Source organism: Steroidobacter denitrificans (assembly GCF_001579945.1).
GTDB classification, from domain to species: domain Bacteria; phylum Pseudomonadota; class Gammaproteobacteria; order Steroidobacterales; family Steroidobacteraceae; genus Steroidobacter; species Steroidobacter denitrificans.
This window is the reverse complement of sequence record NZ_CP011971.1, coordinates 2,312,412-2,335,831: the sequence shown is the minus strand read 5'-3', so window position 1 is coordinate 2,335,831 and position 23,420 is coordinate 2,312,412. Positions and strand designations below refer to the sequence as shown.

General features: G+C 58.3%; 16 protein-coding genes, 1 tRNA gene and 2 pseudogenes. 12 read left to right on the top strand and 7 right to left on the bottom strand.

All coding sequences use genetic code 11. The features are described from left to right. The first annotated feature begins 42 nt into the window (after positions 1-42). The 11 genes and pseudogenes from ACG33_RS10630 to ACG33_RS17160 all read left to right on the top strand — a co-directional run. Positions 43-1,214, top strand: a protein-coding gene (locus ACG33_RS10630; RefSeq protein ID WP_157071676.1) for an IS3 family transposase whose coding sequence is annotated in 2 segments (ribosomal slippage) — positions 43-325 and positions 325-1,214 — 1,173 coding nt in all. Because the reading frame shifts where the segments join, the coding sequence is not laid out codon by codon here. A gap of 29 nt (positions 1,215-1,243) precedes the next feature. Continuing rightward, positions 1,244-1,948: pseudogene (gene tnpC, locus ACG33_RS16760) on the top strand (IS66 family transposase); the annotation flags it as partial. Next, positions 1,900-2,508: a plasmid pRiA4b ORF-3 family protein gene (locus ACG33_RS10615; RefSeq protein WP_157071757.1), complete on the top strand. Its 609-nt coding sequence runs from the start codon at positions 1,900-1,902 to the stop codon at positions 2,506-2,508. The pseudogene tnpC and the gene ACG33_RS10615, both read left to right, overlap by 49 nt. A gap of 981 nt (positions 2,509-3,489) precedes the next feature. After that, positions 3,490-4,389: a LysR family transcriptional regulator gene (locus ACG33_RS10610; RefSeq protein ID WP_066921054.1), complete on the top strand. Its 900-nt coding sequence runs from the start codon at positions 3,490-3,492 to the stop codon at positions 4,387-4,389. Between the two features lie 230 nt (positions 4,390-4,619). After that, positions 4,620-5,837 carry a sulfotransferase family protein gene (locus tag ACG33_RS10605; protein WP_066921052.1) on the top strand — a complete coding sequence of 406 codons (1,218 nt, stop codon included), beginning with the start codon at positions 4,620-4,622 and terminating at the stop codon, positions 5,835-5,837. A 19-nt stretch (positions 5,838-5,856) separates the two neighbouring features. Continuing rightward, the gene (locus ACG33_RS10600) at positions 5,857-7,050 is read left to right on the top strand and encodes a hypothetical protein (RefSeq protein WP_066921050.1); all 1,194 of its coding nucleotides are present in this window, start codon (positions 5,857-5,859) and stop codon (positions 7,048-7,050) included. Continuing rightward, positions 7,050-7,997: a sulfate adenylyltransferase subunit CysD gene (gene cysD, locus ACG33_RS10595; protein ID WP_066921047.1), complete on the top strand. Its 948-nt coding sequence runs from the start codon at positions 7,050-7,052 to the stop codon at positions 7,995-7,997. The genes ACG33_RS10600 and cysD overlap by 1 nt, the downstream gene beginning before the upstream one ends. Beyond that, positions 7,997-9,889: a sulfate adenylyltransferase subunit CysN gene (gene cysN, locus ACG33_RS10590; protein WP_066921046.1), complete on the top strand. Its 1,893-nt coding sequence runs from the start codon at positions 7,997-7,999 to the stop codon at positions 9,887-9,889. The genes cysD and cysN overlap by 1 nt, the downstream gene beginning before the upstream one ends. A gap of 37 nt (positions 9,890-9,926) precedes the next feature. Further along, entirely contained in the window at positions 9,927-10,634 is a 708-nt protein-coding gene (locus tag ACG33_RS10585) for a 3'(2'),5'-bisphosphate nucleotidase CysQ (protein WP_066921044.1), read from the top strand. A gap of 29 nt (positions 10,635-10,663) precedes the next feature. Then, positions 10,664-12,850: a TonB-dependent receptor gene (locus ACG33_RS10580; RefSeq protein WP_066921042.1), complete on the top strand. Its 2,187-nt coding sequence runs from the start codon at positions 10,664-10,666 to the stop codon at positions 12,848-12,850. Positions 12,851-13,154: 304 nt separating this feature from the next. Then, positions 13,155-13,280: pseudogene (locus tag ACG33_RS17160) on the top strand (IS3 family transposase); the annotation flags it as partial. A gap of 86 nt (positions 13,281-13,366) precedes the next feature. On the opposite strand, the gene ACG33_RS10575 reads toward ACG33_RS17160, so the two are convergent. The 5 genes from ACG33_RS10575 to ACG33_RS10555 form a co-directional block, all read right to left on the bottom strand. Next, a complete protein-coding gene (locus ACG33_RS10575; RefSeq protein WP_083536750.1) occupies positions 13,367-14,665 on the bottom strand; it encodes an ABC transporter ATP-binding protein in 1,299 nt (432 codons plus the stop codon). A 10-nt stretch (positions 14,666-14,675) separates the two neighbouring features. After that, positions 14,676-16,412, bottom strand: coding sequence for an ABC transporter permease (locus tag ACG33_RS10570; RefSeq protein ID WP_066921039.1), 1,737 nt, complete (start codon positions 16,410-16,412; stop codon positions 14,676-14,678). Between the two features lie 58 nt (positions 16,413-16,470). Beyond that, on the bottom strand, positions 16,471-17,016 hold the full coding sequence (locus ACG33_RS10565) for a glutathione peroxidase (RefSeq protein WP_066921037.1): 546 nt from the start codon (positions 17,014-17,016) through the stop codon (positions 16,471-16,473). Positions 17,017-17,104: 88 nt separating this feature from the next. Then, entirely contained in the window at positions 17,105-17,986 is an 882-nt protein-coding gene (locus tag ACG33_RS10560; RefSeq protein ID WP_066921035.1) for an REP-associated tyrosine transposase, read from the bottom strand. A gap of 171 nt (positions 17,987-18,157) precedes the next feature. Then, a tRNA-Ser gene (locus tag ACG33_RS10555) sits at positions 18,158-18,250 on the bottom strand. Positions 18,251-18,774: 524 nt separating this feature from the next. Here ACG33_RS10555 and mltF point away from each other — a divergent pair. Beyond that, positions 18,775-20,178, top strand: coding sequence for a membrane-bound lytic murein transglycosylase MltF (gene mltF, locus ACG33_RS10550; protein WP_066921033.1), 1,404 nt, complete (start codon positions 18,775-18,777; stop codon positions 20,176-20,178). A 244-nt stretch (positions 20,179-20,422) separates the two neighbouring features. Here the strand turns inward: mltF and ACG33_RS10545 are convergent, their stop codons facing one another. Together ACG33_RS10545 and tagH are read right to left on the bottom strand one after the other, a co-directional pair. Further along, positions 20,423-21,808, bottom strand: coding sequence for an IS1380 family transposase (locus ACG33_RS10545; RefSeq protein WP_066921031.1), 1,386 nt, complete (start codon positions 21,806-21,808; stop codon positions 20,423-20,425). Positions 21,809-21,909: 101 nt separating this feature from the next. Beyond that, positions 21,910-23,403, bottom strand: a complete 1,494-nt coding sequence (gene tagH / locus ACG33_RS10540; protein ID WP_066921029.1) for a type VI secretion system-associated FHA domain protein TagH — start codon at positions 23,401-23,403, stop codon at positions 21,910-21,912. Positions 23,404-23,420: the final 17 nt, after the last annotated feature.

The window sequence follows — 23,420 nt, the reverse complement described above, 5'->3', positions numbered from 1 at the left end:
TACATCAGATTATTGGTATTTTCTGATGAACGGGAGAACGAAATGGGCAAGAAAGAGTACACGCCGAACCGGCAGTATACGGATGAGTTCAAGATCGAAGCGGTGCGACTTGCGGCGTCGATCGGAGGTAATCCTGCAGCCAAGCGCTTAGGGATTCCGCAGTCCACGGTAACGAACTGGGTTCGCCGCAGCAAGGCGGGGACGCTTGGCGAGCCTGGGGCAGCGCCGGTAAAGCGGCCCGTGTCGGAGTTGGAGATTGAGAACACCCGGTTGCGTCGCGAACTGGCGAACGCCAAGTTAGATCTTGAGATCGTAAAAAAAGCGGCGGCGTATTTCGCAAGGGAATCGCGGTGAGGTACGCCTGGATCGAAGCACATCGCGACCAGTACAGTGTGAGCCGATTGTGCCGGCTGCTCGCCGTCTCGCGCTCGGGCTACTGCCAATGGCGTGGCCGCCCGCCGAGCGAACGTACACTGGCCAATGCGGCGCTCGACGCACGAGTGGCGGCGATGCATGCGGCTAGCGGACGCAGCTACGGGCGTCCGCGGATCGTAGAAGGCCTGCGCAGCCAGGGGCTCACGGTTGGCCACGAACGGGTGCGCAAGAGCCTGCACCGCCAGGGTCTACGGCCGGTCTACAAGCGTGCCTACCGTGTAACGACCGACTCGAATCATCGCAAGCCGATCGCGGCCAACGTTCTGGAGCGTCGATTCGATGGCTGGTCGGTCAACCAGGCGTGGGTGGCCGACATCACGTTCGTTGCGACCGGCGAGGGCTGGCTGTACTTGGCTGCGGTGATGGATCTGAGCAGCCGGCGCATCGTGGGCTGCTCAATGAGCGATCGCATCAATGCCGACCTGGTGTGCAGCGCTCTGCGCTCGGCGTATTGGCGTCGCAAACCGGCGGGGGATCTGATCATGCATACCGATCGCGGCAGCCCGTACGCAAGCGACCGATATCGCAACATGATCAAGGACTTCCGAATGGTTCAGTCGATGAGTCGGCGTGCGAACTGCTGGGACAACTCCCCAATTGAAAGTTTCTTCAAGACGTTGAAAGTTGAGCGCGTCTATCAACTGCGTTACGAAACGCGAGCCCAAGCTCGACTCGACCTCGTCAACTGGATAGAAGGCTTCTACAATCTGCAACGAATGCATTCATCGATCGGCTATCAGACGCCGGCTGCTGCTGAATCCAGTCTCAGGGCTGCATAGGTGGTGTACGTCGAATCGAGGCAAGATCATATCGCTACTCGCCGGATCGCAAGGCGCAGCGAGCGCAGGCGCACTTGCGTCGCTTCGCAGGCATCCTGCAAGCCGACGGTTACAGCGGCTTTGCTGGCCTGTACGCGGACGGCCGTGTGCAGGAAGCGGCTTGCTGGGCGCATGCACGGCGTAAGTACTACGAAGTCTACGCCACGGAACGTTCGCCGACGGCGTTGGAAGCGCTACAGCGCATCGGGCAACTGTACGCCATCGAGCTACAGATCCGAGGGCAGCCCGCCTCGGTGCGCGCACAAGCGCGCGGCGTGCGGGCCGCACCGGTGTTGGAGGCGCTGCGGACGTGGCTTACCGCCACGCACGCGCAGCTGTCAGTCAAGTCACCGCTGGCCTACGCTATCCAGTACACGCTGGGGAGGTAGCAGGCGCTGACCCGTTATGTTCGTGACGGACGGATTGAGATCGACAACAACGCCGCCGAGCGCGCGATCCGCGCGCTGGTGCTCGGTCGCCGTAACTACCTGTTCGCGGGCTCAGATGCGGGCGGGGAAACGGCGGCACGCCTGTACAGCCTGATCGGTACTTGTCGGCTCAATGGCATCGATCCGCAAGCCTACTTGCGGTACGTGCTTGAGCGCATCGCCGATCATCCAATCAATCGCATCGACGAGTTGCTGCCATGGCGAGTCGCCGCTCACCTATCCCACGGGCTGGCACGCGCCGCCTAACCCGTAGCGCAGCGCTGTGCTACCAGCTTCGCATCGAACTCGAGGACATCGAGCCGATGATCTGGCGGCGTGTGCTGGTGCCGGACACGATCGCGCTGCCAAAGCTACATGTCGTGCTGCTCTGGACCATGGGTTGGCAGGGCGGTCACCCGCATGAGTTTGAGATCGGCCGGCAGCGTTACGGTATACCCGATGAGGACTGGCCGGACGCCGGATGCCTCGATGAGAATCGGGTGCGCTTGAAACCGTTGATCGAGGCGGGTGTACGCCACTTTACCTACCTCTACGACTTCGGCGATCACTGGGAGCACCGTATCGTCGTGGAGGATCGGGTGCCAGCCGAGCCGAAGACTGCGTCAGTGCGTTGCATCGCCGGTGAAAATGCCTGTCCGCCGGAAGACGTGGGCGGAGTGCCAGGCTACTTCGAGTTTTTAGCGGCGCTGAGGGATCCTGCGAACGAAGAGCATGAAACCCTGCGGCGCTGGATCGGGGGATCCTTCGACCCGACGCACTTTGATCTTGCCGAGATTAACGAACGCCTTGCCGACATCAAGATCTGATAGTCAATACGGCCTCGGCATGACGCTTACAACCGAGGTGAATACTCCGCGAGAGATTACATCGCGCTTGATCTTGGCGAGCCACAGTCCGATCTGGCTGAGCCAGGAGAAAAACTCAGCGTAAAGCGCATCTGGACGTTCAGATGAGTTTGCAGGAACTCGGTGATTCGCTTGATCATGTGAACCGAGATGTTATCGGTAATCACGAGGATCCCTTTGTCAGCGTAGCCGGTTTGCCACGATGTCGCTGGGGAAATCCACGAACTCGACTGAGGTATGCCGATCGACAGCCTTTCCCAAGACTTCATCGACCTTGATATTGGAGGCCGCATATAAGGAAAGCGTGCCATGTCGATAGTATTCAAAATCGTAGTGTTTAGGGTGTGCTGACGATAGCGTCAGGGTTCAGCGATACGCAGCTAGACGAATCGTCAGCTCCAACTCGCTACGAATCCGTACCTGCGCTCGATATATGTAAAACCTCATTCCAAGTACGGTTTTCCGTGAGCAGTAGAGTCAGTCGTGCACCTCGCATATTCTCTGAGCATCCCATCGAGTGTTCGCTCGTTGCGTCAATTCAATGCACCTCTGATTCGTCAAGATGATCGCGTCTTTCATGCGCATAATTGCGGTTATGAATAGACGGTTGTTATGGGGCGCTAGCTGACTGACATTTCTCGGTAAGTCGTCAGTAAGGGAGAGTAAACAACGTGGAGTATTACGTCATACCTGTAGTCAACCGTAATTCTTGTATCACCATGTACGTCATCTTAATCAATATTTACAGTTGATTAGCGTTGATATCAATTTTAGAACGGTCAATGATCAAGCCATCGATAGACGTTGTAGATATGCGTTCGTTTGTGATACATAGCTAATGCATAGACTATTGTCATGTCGAGTAATTTATTTTAGGCAGGCTGGACCACTGACTAGTGGAGAATTATCATTCTGCCTTTTTGGTGGGTCGCTGCCGAAAGAATGAACCTCAGGCAATTACGTTATTTCGTAGCTATCGCCGAGATCAGAAGCTTTCGTAAGGCGGCCGAGCGGCTGCATATTGCTCAACCTGCACTTACCCGACATATGCACGATCTGGAGCGTGAAATCGGCGCGCCACTGTTTACGCGTTTCTCTCGTGGTGTTGTGCTAACAAATCTCGGCACGCAAGTCTTCATTGACGTAGCACGGTTATTGGGGGAATTCGATCAATTCGAGGAAAAATTTATCCGTGAAAAGAGTTACCGACATCAACAGATCTACGTCGCTTTTCACGATGCCGTCGCACAAAATCCGGCACTCTTAGAATCCATCGCTATATTTAAGACCAGTTTTCCAAATGCACGCCTGGATCTGCTGGAACTCGGCGAGCAGGATCAACTTGACGCACTTCTGGAAGGTAGGATTGACATCTGCTGGGCGTATGACATCTGCGGAGAATTCAGACAGTTGTCCTCGCTCGATTCGATCGTCATACAGCGTGACGACTTGGTCATGATTACTTCGCTTAACCATCCACTGGCTAGGGCGTCCGTGGTGACGGCTGCACAACTCGCTGACGAGCCGTTTATCGTGCATACCTCCAAGAGGGCACCGCGTGTTGGCTTCAATTTCTACGTGGAGCGCTGCAGAGAAGTGGGTATTCGTCTCGATAAGGCACAAGAGGCGGATAGCATCGACATGCTCATCAGTCTGGTGGCAAATGGCGTCGGCGTCAGCCTGGTTGCCGAGAATATTCGAAACGACTTGCGGTCGCGTGTAGCCATCGTGAAGATACCTGAGCTCGAACTCAGCTTCGACCTCACGATCCTGTGGAGCAAGGACAACGCCTCCGATCTACTCTGCCGGTTTCTGGACATCATTCGCTCGACGACGAGTTGATCACTGAGCGTTTGCGCTCACTGTCCGAGAACTCCCCGCAACGGCAGGATGGCCGATCCATTCTCTCGCTTTGAAGCCACAAATCGGCATATGCCGGGCGATCTTCTGTTCTTGCAGTCACGGACGAGCGATATCTCTTCGTGATCGGTCGAGATGAAAAACGGTATTGGACGTCGAATCGAATAGCACCTAATTTCAATCGCGTCACCGCTTTATACGCGAGAGATAGCATGTTTCTGATCAAAGAAGGTCCGGAGATCGACCTTAACGCCGATCTGCTCATGCAGGAGGCGGAGCGCCGAACCGGTCTTTCCGATTGGGGCGACACTCGTTTCGTCGCTGCTCTCCAGGCGCTCGTTACGTCGTTCGTTGTGGATGCGATGCCGAAGTACAACACGTCGACACGCGCCTCCATCGGCCGCAGTCTCGTTGAGGTTCTCGTCAATCGTCTCCTCGTACTCGAAGATCGCAAGCGCTACCCCCAGATCGCCAAGGTGCGCATCGAGAAGCCGATTTTCTTCATCGGCATGGGTCGTACCGGATCCACGTTCATCCAGACGCTATTCGCGCAGGATCCGGCCAATCTCTCTCCCGAGCTATGGGAGACGATTCTGCCATCGCCGCCGCCCCGATTCGGTATGGGGGAGCAGCGCCGTGAACGCGTCGCGCAAATCTGGCGCTGGTACATGCAGGATATGGCTGGAATCGAGTCGCAGCATCCTTACTTCATCGAGGACAGCTATCGTGCGCTTGCCGAGTGCGGCAGCATCGGCCAGATCAGTTTTTCCTCATATCATTATTTCTCGTATTTCGGTACGAGTTCCTACTGGAAATGGTTCATGGAAGCGGACCAGTCCGAGGCGGTCGACTTCCATCACAAATTTTTGCAGCATCTGCAATGGGGGCGCGAAGGACGGACGTGGGTTTCCAAGGCCGTCGAGCATGGCGTCTACCTCCAGGCCCTGTTGCTTCGGTATCCGGACGGCTACTTCGTCTGGACGCATCGTGATCCGCTGGCGCAGGCTTCATCGCTTGCAAGTATTCTCGGTACCATCAGGGCCCGCTGTGGTGACCTCGGCGGTAGCGGCGTGCTCGGCGCCACCGCGCTTGATTCGATCAAGCAGACGCTTAATCGTGGGATGGAAATCCGGCGCGCTGCAGGAGAGGAGCGCTTCATCGATGTCTATTATCCGCGGTTTGTCTCCAATCCGATAGGAACAATCCGCGAAATCTACGAGAAAATGGGTCGCAGCCTCACCGCTGAGGCCGAACTCAATATGAATCGCTGGTTGCGCAACAATCAAGCGGATCGGGCCGGTGTTCACAAGTACTCGGCAGCCGCGTTCGGTATCACCGATGAGCTTGTTCGCCGGGAGTTGCACGACTATCTCGACTGGTTCGGCCGCGAGCTGGAGTCGAGCCGCCGCCAGCCGATCGCTGCGAGCTGATGGCTGTGGGACAGCTGCCGTGAACAGAGCATCCTCAGCCGATGCCGCCTGGAAGGAATATCTGGACGGGATCAAGCGAATCCGCGACATGATCTTCGGTCACCCGTATGCCGCCGATGCGCAGGATCGGCCTGGAGCCCATTACCTATTCCACCAAGTCCAGGCGATCGCATTTAACCGTGTCATCGCCCCGAATACGGCCTACCCGAGGTTCTACCTGCACGGTCAGCTTGAACCGATGACGTACTCGATGGGTGGGGGTTCGGCCGATATTCAATACCGGCAGTCATTCGTCGATGGCGCCGGCAGCTATCGGATCTGGGGCCGGCGAGGCAGTGCATGTCTGTCGTTGATTCAGGTGATGGATGGCTATTGGGGAGAGCGCAGGGAGAGCATCGGTGTACGTGCCTGGTCGCTCGATGTTTTGGGCATTGCGCCCGGTGACCATTTCGAGCTCATCGCTTGTGCGCGCGAACGGCGGGATCGTTGGCTGCAGCTGGATGAGTCGATACCCAACAGCTGCATCTTCTTTCGCGAAATTTTCGGCAACTGGGAAAGCGAGCAACCCTCCGAAATACACATCGCGCCGCTGGCGCCCAATCGTGACAGGCCGGTGAATGTCTCGGAAGCAGACATGGCCGTTCGTCTGAAGACCGCGGTCGCATTCATGGAGGAGTTCATCGGCCGTTACTCGCAATCGATGATCGAGGACGTGGTAAGTAGAGCGGGATATAACGTCATGGTCACAGACGAAACGAGCTGGCCCGGCGCCAACGCAGCTAGCGGATACTTCTTTCTGGCTTACAAGCTGGAGCTGAACGAGACATTGATCATTACCCTGGACTGGGAGCCGGTGCCTTACTGGGGTACCCAGGTGACCGATGTGTGGCATCAGACCTGCGAGCCGATCTATCACCAGAGTTCTCTCAATAGTTTTCAAACGGTCCGGGACGACGATGGCCTATATCGGCTCGTGCTGTCGATTCGCGATCCGGGCGCAGCCAATTGGCTCGATCTGGTCGGTCATAGTAAAGGCTTCCTCGAGTTACGCGTGGTGCCTGGGCGTGAAGTGGTGATGCCGCGGACGGAAAAGGTTGCATTGGTGGACATTCGCTCCGCATTGCCGGTATCCACCCGTTATCTAACACCTGAAGAACGCAATGCGGAGCTTACGAAACGTCGTAACGGCGCCCTGCGACGCTGGAGATACTGATGACTCTGATAACGCCGACGACTACTCGGGAATCATCGCCGCATACCTCACGATTGACGAATCTGCAGTTTCTCGAGGCCGAAAGCATCCGTATTCTGCGCGAGGTGGTCGCGGAGTGCGAACGACCAGTTATGCTTTATTCGATCGGCAAGGACAGTTCTGTGATGCTGCACTTAGCGATGAAGGCATTTCATCCCGCCAAGTTGCCGTTCCCGCTATTGCACGTGGATACCACCTGGAAGTTTCACGACATGATCGCATTTCGCGATGAGACGGTAGACAGGTTGCATCTGGAGTTGCTGGTGCACGTCAATCTGGATGGATTGGCACGTGGTATCAACCCCTTTTCCCACGGTTCGACGGTGTACACCGATGTGATGAAGACACAGGCGCTCAAGCAGGCGCTCGACAAATACCGTTTCGATGCCGCCTTCGGTGGAGCACGTCGTGATGAGGAAAGATCGCGCTCCAAGGAACGCGTCTTCTCGTTCCGTTCCGCCCAGCATCGCTGGGACCCTAAGCGCCAGCGTCCAGAGCTTTGGCAGCAATACAACACGCGTAAGAACAAGGGTGAGAGTCTGCGAGTGTTTCCGTTGTCGAACTGGACCGAACTCGATATCTGGCAGTACATCTATATAGAGAATATTCCTATTGTACCGCTTTATTTCTCGAAGCGGCGGCCGGTGGTGCGGCGTAATGGCGTGTTGATCATGGTGGATGACGCGCGTCTGCCGCTACGTCCGGGCGAGCGCCCGGAGGAACGCTGGGTACGTTTCCGCACGCTTGGCTGCTATCCCCTCACCGGCGCGATCGAGAGCCGGGCCGATACGCTCCCATCGATCATCCAGGAGATGCTGCTCGCCACTAGTTCCGAGCGCCAGGGTCGCGTTATCGACCATGACGGCACTGCGTCGATGGAGAAGAAAAAACAGGAAGGTTATTTCTGATGACGCATAGATCCGACCTGATCCCGAACAGTATCGATGCCTATCTCAAGACTCAGGAATACAAGAGCCAGTTGCGCTTTATAACTTGCGGTAGTGTCGATGACGGAAAATCTACACTCATCGGTAGATTGCTGTACGAATCGAAGCTTATCTTCGAGGATCAATTTGCCGTACTCGAAGCGGACTCGAAGAAAGTAGGAACGCAAGGTGGCGAGCTCGATTTTGCTTTGCTCGTCGACGGTCTCGCAGCTGAGCGCGAACAAGGTATAACGATCGATGTCGCTTATCGCTTCTTTTCCACGGAGCGACGCAAATTCATTGTTGCCGATACACCAGGCCACGAGCAGTACACTCGTAATATGGCGACCGGCGCCTCGACCGCCGACGTAGCTGTGATTCTGATCGATGTACGTAAGGGGATGCTCACGCAGACACGCAGGCACAGCTACATAGTTTCGCTTCTCGGTATTCGTCACGTAGTCCTTGCCATTAATAAAATGGACTTGGTCGACTACTCGCAAAGTATCTTTGAAGCCATCGTCGCCGAATATCGAGAATTCGCTACGCAGATCGGCCTTACCGATATTGTAGCGGTGCCGCTGTCGGCGTTGAAGGGTGACAATATGCTTGAACGCAGCATGCATACAGCTTGGTATACCGGTCCGACGCTCATGGATCATCTCGAAGGCATCGAAATCGAAGATGACCTAAATCGGAAGCCCTTCCGGTTGCTCGTACAGTGGGTTAACCGCCCAAATTCAGATTTTCGTGGTTTTTCCGGCCCTATCGTAAGCGGCGTAATACGCAAGGGTGACGCCGTGCAGGTGCTTCCATCAGGCCGGCAGACTCGTGTAGCGCGCATAGTGACTTATAGCGGTGAAGTCGATGAGGCGGTCGCCAGGCAGTCGGTCACGCTTGTGCTTCAGGATGAGATCGATGTGAGCCGCGGGGATGTACTCGCCACATCCACCGCGCCACCTGGTATGACCGATCAGTTCCAGGCAACGATCATCTGGATGCATGATGATCCGATGCTTCCGGGTCGGCCTTATCTCATAAAAATCGGTACGCGCACCGTCACGGGCAGTATCACCGCTCCCAAGTACAAGGTGCACGTCAATACGCTCGAGCACCTCGCCACTAGGCAGCTCAAGCTGAACGAGATTGGCGTGTGCAATCTTAGTCTCGATCAGCAGGTTGTTTTCGACCCCTATGTCGAAAATCGTGAGATGGGTGCTTTCATTTTGATTGACAAATTGTCTAACGATACGGTCGGTGCCGGCCTGGTGAACTTCGCTCTGCGCCGCGCCGAAAACATCCGCTGGCAGGTGATGGACGTGAATAAGCAGGCGCGCGCCCGCCTCAAGAATCAGCGCGCCTGTGTGCTGTGGTTTACGGGCTTGTCCAGTGCCGGTAAGTCGACGATCGCGAACCTGGTCGAGAAGCAGCTGTATGCGCTCGGACGTCACACCTACACGCTCGACGGCGATAATGTGCGGCACGGCCTCAACAAGGATCTTGGATTCGGTGACGTCGATCGTGTCGAAAACGTTCGTCGGATCGCGGAGGTTGCCAAGCTGATGGTCGACGCCGGCTTGATCGTGCTTGTGTCCTTTATCTCGCCGTTTCGTTCCGAACGTCGTATGGCACGCGAACTATTGCAGCCAGGTGAATTCTACGAAGTGTTCATCGATACCCCGCTCGAAGAGGCTGAGCGCCGCGATCCCAAAGGCCTCTACCGTAAGGCGCGGCGCGGCGAGATCAAGAATTTTACCGGTCTAGATTCGCCCTATGAGGCGCCTGAGAGAGCCGAAATTCACATCGATACACTGATCATGTCAGCGCAGGCTGCAGCAGCTCACATCGTCGACTCCGTGCTGGAGAGCAGCTGATGCAGCGTTTACAAGAGGATGCGGAGCTGCCCATGCCATTGCTGTAGCAGCGGGCGAGCTGTTGCTTGGCGTGCGTAGATCAGAGCTGCTGAGTGGCAAGGCGCTCGGGAAGGCGGGAGATCACATTGCTAATACGCTCATCGTTGACGCACTGAGTAGCGCGAGGCCCGATGATACCGTGCTCTCGGAGCAGGAGGTGAAGCCGGAGCGACTCTTGTCGAATCGAGTGTGGATCGTCGATCCGCTCGATGGTACGCGCGAATATGGGGAAGGGCGAACCGATTGGGCCGTGCATGTCGGGTTCGTGCACGACGGCCGAGCGGTCGCCGGTGCAGTCGCCTTGCCGAGTCGGGGGCAGATCTTGAGTACCGCGCATGCCGTCTCCGCCGCTTGCCCGAGGGGGCGTCTGCGAATGCTGGTGAGCCGCACGCGTCCGGCGACGGAGGCAGTTGCCGTCGCCGAGCTGCTGGATGCCGAGTTAATTCCGATGGGTTCAGCCGGCGTAAAGGCGATGAGCGTGTTGCTCGGCGAGGGAGATATCTATCTGCATTCCGGCGGCCAGTACGAGTGGGACAGCTGCGCACCTGTTGCGGTGGCGCTTGCTGCCGGATTGCATGCGTCACGTATCGACGGCAGTGCGTTGCGCTATAACCGGCAGAATCCTCTTCTGCCGGATCTTCTCATCTGCCGGCCCGAGTTGGCCGATGCCGTACTGGATGCAGTGAGACGAGTTCAACTGCGATAAACGATCCATTTGCATTGGGGGAAATCACGATGAACAGTCTGAGAATCACCTGGGCAGCGATTGTGACGGTCACTTATCTGCCAGGTTACGTGTCGGCTGAATCAGGAATTGTAGAGGAAGAATTAAGAGGCGGTGAGATCAAGGAGATCATTGTGACAGCGCAACGACGCCAGGAACGCCTGCAGGACGTGCCGCTCTCGGTATCTGCCTTCGACTCCAGTACGCTCGCGAACATGAACGTCACCAACGTGTCGGACCTGAAGGCGATCGTACCGGCGTTGAGTGCCGAGTCTTCGCTGGGGGTGACACTACCGTTCCTGCGAGGCGTGGGTAACCCATCATTGATCGTCGGCAACGAGGCCAGTATCCCGGTTTACGTCGACGGCGTCTATTATGTCCGAATCGCTCCAAGCCTGTTCGAACTCAATAACATCGAGCGGGTAGAGGTCCTCAAGGGACCACAAGGCACCCTGTTCGGGCGTAACTCCACCGGTGGGTTGGTGCACATCATCACCCGCGATCCTACACCGGAAATGACAATGAAGGGTTCGGTCTCCTACGAGAGATTCGATCGGTTGCGGGCGAGCGGTTATGTCGGCGGCGGCACCGCGCAGGCGGCGGCCGATCTGGCTGTCATATATTCGAATCAGGAGAACGGCTGGGGACGCAACATCACCACAGGCGCCGATACTTATACGGATGAGAACCTGGCGCTGCGCTCCAAGTTGGTGTTGAAGCCCGGCGATAGGACCGAACTCAAGTTTGCTTTCGACTACAACGACTCGAAAACCGGACAAGGTCTTGCGCAACATGCGTTTCGTGATGAGCAACAGGGCGATCTCACAAATCTTGCTGTCGCTCTGCCGGAATTGTCGTTCTACGACGCGCGGGGCGGTTTTCCTACTTATGCTGAGGTGGAGAGCTGGGGTGCCTCGCTGCGCATTGATCAGCAGCTTGCCTTCGCGAACCTGGTCAGTATCACGGCGTACCGCGAAATCGAGGGCATGATCAGTATCGATGTTGACTTCCAGCCGACGAACTACTACGGCGCTCTGGAGCCTTATGAATCGGATCAAACGAGCCAGGAGTTTCAACTCATGTCCGGTAGCGGCAGTGCCGTCGACTGGATCGCCGGTGTGTACTTCCTGAGGCAATTCAATGCCTATACGCCGACGCGGCTACTAGGAGATTCGTTCGGGCCCGGCGTCATGCTCGACCTCTTTGGTTCGCAGCGATCCAAGTCGTACGCTGGGTACGCGCAGGCGACTCTGAACGTCGGTGCCGCTACCAGGATCACCGGCGGAGTGCGCTATACGCGCGATGAATTAGAGGGTAAAGGTCACCTTTCGGTATTGCTGGATGATGGCACCATAGTCGATCCGGGTACGCAGCTGCAATCCGAAGCGGAATTCGACAAGATTACATGGCGCATCGCAGTGGATCATTATCTGACCGAAGACGTCTTGATCTTTGCGTCAACGAGCGAGGGTTATAAGTCGGGTGTCTTCAATCTTCAGCCTTTTGACGGACACGCGGTACAGCCGGAAAAACTCCGCTCGTACGAAGTCGGTGTGAAGACCGAGTGGTTTGATCAACGCCTACGGCTCAACGGTTCTGCGTTCTACTACGACATTTCAGATCCACAGGTGCAGCGCGACACTGGTACCGGAGTATCCTTGCAGAATGCAGAAACCGCGCGCATCAAAGGTATCGATCTCGACGGCGAGGCGGTACTGAGTACAGATCTCGTGCTCAGGTTCGGCGCAACTTGGCTCGATGCCGAGTACGTGTCATTCAACGACGCGCTGTTCTACACCATCAATCCCGATCCGCCGTTCGGCAATCTGCCGGACGTCTTGGTTGGAGATGCGAGCGGCAATCGTATGCCGCGCGCGCCGAAGTTCACCTATAGCATCGGACTCAGTTATGTTATCCCGACTTCACTGGGAGACTTCAGTCTGGATACCAATTACTACAGAACCTCGAAGCAATACTTCAATCCCGATAACCGACAGGTGGAACCAGCTTATGGATTACTTGACGCGCAGCTCAGTTACAAACTGTCGACCAGTGCAACAAAGATCAGCGTCTTCGGCAAGAATCTCACCGATAAAGAGTACTTCACGTCTGCACTGCAGACTGCCGGTCCGGTGGGCAACGTCGGTACGCCTGGCGCACCGAGAACTGTTGGACTGAAGGTCGAATTTGAGTTTTAAATGCATACGCTGTCCGAATCAGATAGCGGCGGCGATGCCGCCGCGCATTACCTGTCGACAGGGTGTCAGAAGTCGAAACTGCAGCCGTCGAAGAGCAAGTTCCTCGGTACTTTTTATGTAAGTACTCGATCTCTTACGGTCTTGCAGTCAATCGAATAGTTTGATTCAGGAAATCTTAGGAAAATCGGCATAACCATTTTAAAGACTACCCCGGCGATCGCTGATAACACGTTTGTCATGGTAAGCAGGACAGTAGGACTCTACCCTATTTCCACGGACGGTTGAGTACGGCATTCGCACGTGACAAGGGTGGCTCTATCTGGTCGTCGTTTTGGATTTTTATTCGCGGCGGATCGTTGATTGGGCCAGTCGTGCGATGATTTATTGTGAGCTCGTGCTCGATGCGATTCTGATGGCCGTGCATCGACGGTGACCGTGAGGGGTGCTGATTCACTCGGATCGGGGTACGCTTTACCGTCATCGAAGCTGCCGCAAGCGCCTGCTTCCTGCTCGGCTCTATGGATCATCCAGGCTGAATATATGTGTATGGTCGTCATAGGCGAATACCTCGGCATAGCGGCCAAGGTCGATGACCGCGCGCAAGGTCTGTTCGGCAGCGCCCGGCGACATGTGATCTTCCAATTCGTTCGCAAAGCGGCTCCAAGGTGCACGATGTTCCGGCCGCTCGTCGAGGATGCAGCGGATATGGCCGGCGAGCGCGACATAGTTCAGAAGATGCCGGGCGAAGAGGCGCTTGCGTTGATCGATATCGAGATCCGCGAACTGCAGTCCCTCCGCCGTGAGCCTGATATCACCGCCTGCCACTTCGGCGAACCGCAGCATCTGCAAGGTCTCGGCAACCGGGAAGAGATCGTCGATTTCCATCTGTAGCGTTGCGGCAATGATCGGCAGGTCCGCCTTGCCCTCATAGGGCGGTGCTGCTACAGCCTCGAGCAGACCGGACAAAAGACTCGTGGAGACGGGGGGCAGGATGGTGCCGATGCCCGTACCGGGAAAGCGCTCGGCCCGTCTGTCGGCAGGTGCGGCTGTCTTGGTTGTCATTTCCACATAGATACGCTCGACCAAGTCGCGAAAGGCGGGATCGAGACGGGCACGCGGATGCGGCAACTCGACGTTGATCTCTTGCAGAATTCGGCCTGGATTGCTGCCGAAGACGAGAATGCGGTCGCACATCAGTGCGGCTTCCTCGATATTGTGGGTGACCAGGAGCACGCCCTTGATGGGCAGCTGGCCTTCGGACCACAGATCCAGGAAGTCGGTACGCAGCGTCTCTGCCGTCAGTACATCGAGTGCCGAGAAGGGTTCGTCCATGAGCAGGATGTTGGGGTGGACGACCAGCGCCCGCGCAAAACCCACGCGCTGGCGCATGCCGCCCGATAGTTCGCGCGGATAGGCCGACTCGAAGCCGTCCAGGCCGATCAGGTCGATCGCCTCGATGGCGCGGCGACGAATTTCCTCGGGTGGGAGCCTCAGTGCTTCCAGACCGAGTTGTACATTCTCCAGCACCGTGAGCCAGGGAAACAGCGCGAAGCTTTGGAAGACCATGGCGATACCCGGCGGCGGCGCGGTCACTGCATTGCCAAGATAGGTGATGGAGCCGGCCGCCGGCCTGGAGAGCCCGGCGATGAGCCTCAGTAGTGTCGACTTGCCCGAGCCGGAGCGTCCGAGCAGACCGACGATTTCACCTTCCTTCAAGGTGAGATCGATGCCGTCGAGAACCAGCAACTCGCCGCCGTCCGGCTTGCGGAACGACTTGCGGATCCCCTGAATGGCCAGCAAGGCAGTGGTATCCATCGTTCTTCCTTCAGCCCAGACGGAATTTACGCTCGGCGTGCGCATAGAGCGGACGCCAGAAAGCCCGATTGATGATGACGACGAAGGCGCTCATCACGGCGATCCCGAGTACGATACGGTGAAAATCTCCCGCCTCCGTCGCCTCGGCGATGTAGGCGCCGAGACCGTGGGCCTTGAGCGTAGTGTCGCCCCAACTTGCAATCTCGGCGACGATGCTGGCATTCCACGATCCACCCGAAGCCGTGATGGCACCGGTCATGTAGAAAGAGAATACCGCCGGTAGCGCGATGCGTCGCCACCACAACCAGCCGCGGACTCGCAAATTGGCGCCGATATCGCGCAGCTCGCTCGGGATGGTCGATGCGCCGGCGATGACGTTGAACAAGATATACCACTGTGTGCCGAGGATCATCAACGGACTCAGCCAGACGTCAGGATTGAGCCGCAGCACCACGATCGCCGATACGGCCAAAGGAAAAAGGAGGTTGGCGGGGAACGCCGCCATGAACTGGGCAATCGGCTGGGCGATGCGCGCGGCTCCCGGACGCAGACCGAGCCAGACGCCGATCGGCACCCAAATAATACTGGCAAGCGCGATCAGCACGAAGACGCGCACCATGGTCGCGAGGCCGAAGAGGACGGCAGTTCCTACCTCGGCCAATGTCACGCCTTCCAGTACGAAGCCGGTGATCATCCACAGGGCGACGAGGCAGACTGCAATGATTGCACCGTACCAAAGCCGATCGAGCCATACCGCCAAGTTGGCCCTGGCTTCCCGGCGGCCGAAGGGTGCCGTGTGATCCGGTACGGAGGATGCCCGGTAGGTTCTGCGCCAGATGTTTGCCAGCGGCGCGACGACGAGCGCGACGAGCCGTGAACGGCTCAGTGCAGTCAATACCCAGGAACCCGGTGGTGTCGCACCAGTTTCCTGTTCGAAGCGAAACCGGTCCGCCCAAGCCACCAGCGGCCGAAACAGCAGCTGGTCGTAGATCATGATGACCACGAGCATGGTCGCGATCGCCCAGAAGATGGCTCCGAGATCGCGCCCCGCGATGGCAAGCGCAATATATGAACCTATGCCTGGCAGCGTCACCGTCGTGTCGCCGACGCTGATCGCCTCCGAGGCAACGACGAAGAACCAGCCGCCCGACATCGACATCATCATGTTCCACACCAGCGCCGGCATCGCGAACGGTGCTTCCAGTTTCCAGAAGCGCATCCATGGACCGAGCTGGAAAGAGTGCGATGCCTCGGTGAGCTCCCTGGGAACGGTGCGCAGCGATTGGTAGAAGCTGAAGGCCATGTTCCAGGCCTGGCTGGTGAAGATGGCGAAGACCGCCGCCATTTCTGCGCCGAGCATCCGTCCCGGAGCCAGCGACATGAAGAAGATCACCGAGACGGAGATGAAGCCGAGGATCGGCACCGACTGGAGAATATCGAGCAGTGGAATCAGCACCTGTTCTGCGCGCCGACTTTTGGCCGCCCAAGTCGCGTAGGTGAAAGTGAACAGAAGCGATAACACCATCGCCGCCAGCATTCTGAGCGAAGTATGCAGCGCGTATTTCGGTAGAACGGCGGGGTCAAGATCGATGGCGCCGAAGCCGGGCTCGGGCAAGGGCTGCATGAGTTCCCGGCTGCCCTGTGCGAGCAGGATCAGCGCGCCGAGAATGAGCAAAACAGCGACGAGGTCCCAGAGCGTAACAGCGCGCCGCAATCCTGTGGCGAAAGACGTATTGGGCAAGGTCATCCCAACCCTCCCGCCAGTCTTTCCCAGGTTAGAGAGCTGTCGTTTTCATCAGCCTTCATTATTTCGCCAGTTCTGTATCGATCGCCGTGGTCAGCCGCGGATCGTCCGCGGCGACGTCCGGTGCAAAGCGCGCCACGATGCCGCCCTGACGGTCGATCAGGAATTTCTCGAAGTTCCACAGCACGTCGGCCGGCTTGCCGGTGTCGATGCCGTACTCCTTGAGCCGTTCGCGGAATGGACCGTCGCCAATGGCGGCCGGTTGGGCCGATGTCAGCGCCGCATAAAGCGGGTGCTGATCGGCACCGATCACGGAAATCTTCGAGAATAGGGGGAAGTGTATGTCGTAGGTCCTTGAACAAAATTCGCGAATCTCGGCATCCGAACCCGGCTCCTGTTCCTTGAAGTCGTTGGCGGGAAAAGCAAGGATCTCCAGACCTGCGGCTCGCTTGTCCTGGTACAGTTTCTCCAGACCGGCGTATTGCGGCGTCAGTCCGCACTTGGACGCCACATTGACCACCAGCAACACCTTGTTGCGATAGTCGCCAAGACAGGCATCGCTGCCGTCGATCCGTTTGACCGGAACGTCGTATATGGAAGTCGCCATGGAGTGTCTCCTGTGGAAAATCGGTGCCGGCGAGTGCAAACGCAGTATGTTAAACGGTGCCGGGCCGGGAAACCGGGATAATTACAAGTCACACACCGCCGAAGTGATGCTTGACTCCATGCCGCAAGCTGGACTCGTCACGGTTGAGCCGTCGAGCGACCCTGGCCAAGGGGGCGACACGTAGCGTGATAGCCTGATACGCGATCCAGGCACGAGCTTTGACCAGGGATGCTGCGCGACTGGTTGATACGAGGTGTTCCGGCATGATCGAGAAAATCGTACAGGCCTCGCCGATGATCTCCTCCAGTGTTTTGTGCGAACACGGGTGCCAGGCGTCGCCGAGCATTCTGGCGGCAAAGTCATCGCCACCCAGAATCCGATGATCATGCGGATTGCACGCATCCAGCGGGGATGTTGTCGACTGCCCGATGTGGCTGTAGATGAACTGCCGGTATGCATGCATTGCCTGGCTGCGCTGCCAATGAAAGCGCGACAGCACGAAGTCGGTCGTGACCCAGGATTCCTCGCGCTTGCCTGCGTATACGTGATGACTTGACCAGGGGTAGTCATCTGGTGATGCCACCATATGCGCTCTTACAGGATTGAGGTGAATGTAGCGCAGCAGTTCGAGTAGATATTCATCCGCATCGACCAGCACTGAGTGATAGCGTTTCTCGAACAGGTGTCCGGTGGTATCCAACGTGACTTGAATCGTGCGCGCATAGCGGCCGGCGATATGCAGCATGAGCCGACCCAGCGGCATATCGGCCACTTGAATCAACAAGTGAACATGATTGGTCATGAAACAATAGGCATGCAGCCGCGCGCCGAATCGTTCGATGACCTCTGCGATCAGATCGCAGAGGATTCGCTGGTCGTTTTCCTTGAAAAAGATGTCTCGGCGATGGTTGCCACGCAAGGTCACGTGGTAAAACGCGCCGGGTATGTGCAAGCGCAGGCGTCGCGGCATCCTTGCCTCTCCCCGAAGTGTCGTGGCGGGTCTTAGATCATTCGGTCAAGCAGATCTCAGATCACTCGGTCAGTGTAAACAACACCGGGCGTAACACTGTGTCTTTTCGATGTGTTGGTCCAGTTTTCCCGGTTTTCCGGCCCGGCGCCGAGAGGAGGCGCCGAGAGGAAGTGGCGGAGAGGGTGGGATTCGAACCCACGTAGGGACGCAATGCCCTCAACCGATTTCGAATCGGTGCCGTTGTGACCGCTTCGGTACCTCTCCGCCGAGGAAACAATTTTATATCAGCCGGCGCGGATTGCCTAAGTTCGTGAATCGGCGGCCAGGCAGGAGAGCGCGCTGCGGCGGATTCTACGAGGGCATTCGCGGGCGTCCGCATGCCGTATGCAGCCGGGAAAGCAGCACCCGCCGGCGATCCAGGCCGACTGGTGCAGATTCTACACCAAATCATGGGAAAACTTGTTCGAAAAAGCGAGGTATCGCCGGCGTCGTGGCCGCGGTGGTGCGCGTTGTAATCAGGCGGTCGTTCCACGCGGTCATTGTAGATCAATCACTTGGAAGTCACCGGGGCGAGTGACCGTAACCCTTGTCTCATCGCCGCTCCAGTTTGTGAGTCGGCTCGTTCACGACGCGGGACGAGTGACCGTAACCCTTGTCTCATCGCCGCTCACGGCCGATGGCTGAGCGAGGGCGGGGGCGAGGGCCGGCCGCTCCGGGCAGTCGGTATCTCGGCACTGCGCTCCGCTTCGCTGTCATCCATCCTGCTTGCTGGTAATCTGTCCGCCGTTTTGGACGACGCACCGGCCGTATTGAAAATCACCCTGGCCATCATTGCCCTACTGCTGCTCAGTACCTGCTCACAGCCCCCGAGCGTACTGGAGCAGATCATGCGGACCGGCGAGTTGCGCGTCGTGACCCGCAATCTGCCCAGTGCCTACTACCTGGGGGCGATAGGTCCTCAGGGGCCCGAGTTTGAACTGGCCAGCCGGTTCGCAGCCGAACTGGGCGTGCGCCTGTATATGTATTCGGTGCCGAATGTCGCCGACGTGCTGCGCGAACTGGAGTCCGGTCGGGCTCATGTGGCTGCCGCAGGGCTGACGCGCGGTGTGCGCCTGCCGCAGCACACCAGTTTCGGTCCACCCTATCAGCAGGTACGAGAACATCTCATTTTCCGTCAGGGGGAGCAGCGGCCACGTAGCCTGGAGCAGGCCGGCCGAGGCCATATCGAAGTCGTCGCCGGCAGTTCTCATGCCGCGACCCTGGAGCAGTTGCGGGCCGCGCATCCGCGATTGTCGTGGGTCGAGAACCCGACGGCGGAGACCGAGGAACTTCTGTACCGGCTGTCACGCCGCGAATTCGATTTCACGGTGGCGGATTCCAATGAATTCGCGATCAGCCGCTCTTTTCATCCGGAAATTCGTATTGCGCTGGATTTGTCGGGCGGCAAATCCCTGGCTTGGGTCGTGGATACGCGCGATGCCAGTCTGCTCAGGCGCGTCACCGCGTTCTATTCCTCGCTCAGGGCAGAGGGACGTCTGGCGTCCATTCTCGATGCCCATTACGGAGGCACGGACCGGTTCGACTACGTTCATGCCCGCGATTTCATCGCACATATCGAAACGCGCCTGCCGCAATATCGGCACTGGTTCAAGGAAGCCGCCGCCGAGGTCGGCATCGACTGGCGTCTGCTTGCCGCGGTGGGCTACCAGGAGTCGCACTGGAATCCGACGGCTACTTCGCCGACCGGGGTGCGCGGCCTGATGATGCTGACCGAGGAAACCGCCAGTAGCCTGAGCGTGGCGAATCGTCTGGATCCACGCGAGAGTATTTTCGGCGGCGCTCGATATATCGTGTGGATCAGGAGTCAGATTCCCAAGCGCATCCTGGAGCCCGACCGTACCTGGTTCACGCTGGCGGCCTACAACGTCGGCATGGGACATCTGGAAGATGCGCGCATCCTGACCCAGATGCATGGCAAAAACCCCGATGCGTGGAGCGATGTACGCGAGCACTTGCCGCTGCTGACACAAGCGAAGTGGTATACGCGAGTCAAACGTGGCTATGCGCGCGGCTGGGAGCCCGTACGATTCGTGGACAATATCCGCGGTTATATGGATACCCTGGACTGGGTCGCGACCGAGCGGCCGCAGGCTCAGCATGACATCACGGCGGCCGCCCTGGGAGCACGATGAGTTCGCATCCAACCTGCCGGTCCCTGCACACAGGGCGGCGCCGGCCCTAGCCCGCATTTCTCACACCGACCGACATAACTGTATATAAACACATGTCAGAGTTATCGCGATCGCGCAGGCACGAGCGCGGCGCGGCGCGCCGATGAGGAGGTGGATTTTTGGATATAGAATACCGCCGCTGCGAGCGAGCGGTAATCGAGGCGATGGTGCAACGTTGAGGCAGTCTGGTTCGTGGGGGTGCGGTTTATCGCGCCGCAGCGCTCAAGGCGTGGAAGGCTGCGATGAACTCGCGCTGGGTTGCACAGGCCTCACTCATGGCAAGTTTCACGCGCCGCACGCTCACGGTGACGACAGCGCCGATTTTCAGTAATCGCAGTCGAATGGTGTTCGCACAGGCACGTGCGAGCGCAGTGCCAGCCAGTCCGATACGACGTAGCGCGTGCATCAACACGTAGGCAGCCGAGGACAGCCAGAGGCGCAACTGATTGGCCCGGAACGTGGCGGTTGAGAGTCGATCGGCGAACAGATCCAGCTGCGCTTCCTTGATGCGGTTCTCACATTCCCCACGGGCGCAGTAAAACTCTTCATACAGCGCGCGCGTTGGCCACTGCCGCATCGACACACTGGTCACGATGAAGCGCGGGTTGGCTTTATCCCCGGTTTGTTCCGCTTTGGCCACCACGCGTCGCGCACGACACCAGCTCTTGCGCGTTCGATACACCAGTTCCTTGAAGCGCCGCGCAGACTGCTGCGTCTCGCGTGATTCGGCCGCCGCGGCCTGCAACTCGGCGCCGATCGAGCGCACCAGGCGGGCGTTCCTGGCGAGCCCAAACACATAATCCACCGCGTTTTGCTCGCACCAGCTCATCAGCTCCTCGCGGCAAAAGCCCGAGTCGGCGCGCAGAATAATCTTCACCGCGCCCCAGCGCTGGCGGATCTGCGCCACGATGCGCTCGACTTCCTCGCGCGCCCCGGCGGCCCCATCGATGTTCGAGCGACGCAGCTTCGCACACAGCAGATGCTCGCCCGCAAAGATGTACAGCGGCAGATAACAATAGCCGTCGTAATAGCCATGGAAGAATCGGCCTTCCTGATGACCGTGCAGCGGATCATCGGTGGCATCCAGGTCCAGGACAATCTCGCTGGGCGCCTCGTGGTGGGCATCCAGATACAGATCCACCCACAGCCCCTCGATGGCCTGTGTATCGGGGCGGATCTTGTGATAGCGGCTGATGCCTTGCGCTGCGTGCAACTCCAGACGGTTCAGCGTGCTCTTGCCCGCCAGCGCCGCACAATCGCCGCGACGCTTCGGCTCAAGCTTGCCCAACAAGGCGCCGAACACTGGGTCATGGCGCAGACTGTCATGGTCGTTCAGGTCCTCATACCCTAGCGCCATCGCGAACACGCGCTGCCCGATCAGCGTCCTCACCGTATGCTCGATTAGGTTCGGATCGCGCGAATCGACAAAACACCCCGCCAGCCGATCGATCAATCCGATCGCTTCATCGCACTTGCCCAGCAGCAATGCGCCGGCATCCGAGCTGACCGTGCCGCCGTCAAATGCCGCCACCACCCGGCGGCGTTCTACACATGAAAATTGCAGTTGTTCAGCGTTACACTGTGTCGGCATCGGGGACTCCTGTGGTTGGGTCTTAACTCGTCGTCGTAAAACAAGTTTTACCCAATCACAGCCTCGATGCACCCCCTAGCGGTGAGATATCCGGGCTAGCGCTAACGCTTCTTTTGCGCGGCCCGTTCCTCGTAGCTGCGCGCCAGTTCTTCGGCGAATAGCGTAGGCAGGCCCTGTTCGTTGCGTTGGTTGAGCACGTGATAGAACTCGGCGTACAGATCCCAGTATTTCATTTTGTTGGCTGCGCCCAGCAATGCACCGCGCTTGAGGCCGCGGTCGAATCGATCCTGCAGGTCGGCAGGTTCGATGCGATTCATGATTTCGTCGATCGCCGCTTGGATGGCCACCGACAGTGCCGCCTGGTGGGTGCGCAGATCCGTGAATGAATCACGAATGGCCTCGATCGGACCGAGGTACCGGCTGCCGTGCGAGTCGAGCAATTTCATCATTGCTTCGTCGACGCTGGCCGAGAACTTCAAGGGATTGTTATCGCCGGGCTGGATCGTCGTCTGACTCAGGCGCAGCCGGCTCTTGAGATCCGCGCGGCCCTTGAGCACGTCCATCAGGCCGACCACGACCTCACGCACCATTTGCCCGGCAATCGTCAGCAAGGCGTTTTCGCTATCGGACGGCAGGCTGTCCGGATCGATCCCCGCACCGCGGCAGAAGGCCTCCAGTCCTGCAGCAGGGCCTGCAGCAGGGCCTGCACCGGGGTCTGCGCCGGCATCGGTGTTGCGGCTTGGCCGTGGTGCCTCCGGCGGGCGCGCCAGAGCGGACGGCGAACGGATCGAGGACAGGGTGCTCAGATCGTACGGCCGGGTCTGCATCTGCCAGTCGTCCGGCTTGCCTGCCTGAGCGGCGGTACGCGGCAGCGCATCGCCGTGATCCTCGTTCAGCAGGGATGCAAGATGAGCACGAGGAGACCGGGTCGGACTCTTCGCAGGCGCCGCGGTACGAACCGCCGGACGAGATGTAGACGGACGCTCGTCCGGATACAGAGCCTTGGCGAGATCCAGTACGGTGTCGATGCCTGAGACGGCTGGTGCCGGCTTGCGGGTAACAGGCGTAGCAAGGACGGACGGTTGTCCGCGTGGGTGTGTGCCGTGGGTCGCGGAGGACGACAACGCCGATGCTTCGGCGACCTTGGAACTGCCCAGCAGGTCGGTGAGATCCAACTCCTCGCCCAGATCCTCGTCGGGCCGGACTGTCGCAGCGTCCTGTGCACGCGGCGGTATAGGCATCTGGCCGCTGGCATCGGGAGAAAAGTCGTTGCGCGTGTCGATGCTGACGATGATCTCGTAGTCCCCCAGGCGCAGGCGATCGCCGTCCTGAAGAATATGAACGCCGGCGACGGAGGCCGGCATATCGGATCCGTTGATGAATACGCCGTTGGTGCTGGTATCCTCCAGCAGCCATTCGCCGGCTTGGAAGCTGACCTTGCAGTGATGGCCGGAAATATAGCGATCGGGATCCGGCAGGATCCAGTCGTTATCCTGCGCGCGACCGATGCGTCCGCCGGTAACGCCGAACAAGCGGGAGCCTGCCTTGCCCAGCACCTTGTAGTGATCGCTGATGACGCGGAGTTTCAGTGCCATTGACGAAGCGTGAGGGA

Bases quoted from the DNA above. Each gene is read 5' to 3' on its own strand.
- ACG33_RS10615 (WP_157071757.1), top strand. From the start codon at position 1,900: ATGGCGAGTCGCCGCTCACCTATCCCACGGGCTGGCACGCGCCGCCTA.
- ACG33_RS10610 (WP_066921054.1), top strand. From the start codon at position 3,490: ATGAACCTCAGGCAATTACGTTATTTCGTAGCTATCGCCGAGATCAGA.
- ACG33_RS10605 (WP_066921052.1), top strand. From the start codon at position 4,620: ATGTTTCTGATCAAAGAAGGTCCGGAGATCGACCTTAACGCCGATCTG.
- cysD (WP_066921047.1), top strand. From the start codon at position 7,050: ATGACTCTGATAACGCCGACGACTACTCGGGAATCATCGCCGCATACC.
- cysN (WP_066921046.1), top strand. From the start codon at position 7,997: ATGACGCATAGATCCGACCTGATCCCGAACAGTATCGATGCCTATCTC.
- ACG33_RS10580 (WP_066921042.1), top strand. From the start codon at position 10,664: ATGAACAGTCTGAGAATCACCTGGGCAGCGATTGTGACGGTCACTTAT.
- ACG33_RS10575 (WP_083536750.1), bottom strand. From the start codon at position 14,665: ATGGATACCACTGCCTTGCTGGCCATTCAGGGGATCCGCAAGTCGTTC.
- ACG33_RS10570 (WP_066921039.1), bottom strand. From the start codon at position 16,412: ATGACCTTGCCCAATACGTCTTTCGCCACAGGATTGCGGCGCGCTGTT.
- ACG33_RS10565 (WP_066921037.1), bottom strand. From the start codon at position 17,016: ATGGCGACTTCCATATACGACGTTCCGGTCAAACGGATCGACGGCAGC.
- ACG33_RS10560 (WP_066921035.1), bottom strand. From the start codon at position 17,986: ATGCCGCGACGCCTGCGCTTGCACATACCCGGCGCGTTTTACCACGTG.
- ACG33_RS10545 (WP_066921031.1), bottom strand. From the start codon at position 21,808: ATGCCGACACAGTGTAACGCTGAACAACTGCAATTTTCATGTGTAGAA.
- tagH (WP_066921029.1), bottom strand. From the start codon at position 23,403: ATGGCACTGAAACTCCGCGTCATCAGCGATCACTACAAGGTGCTGGGC.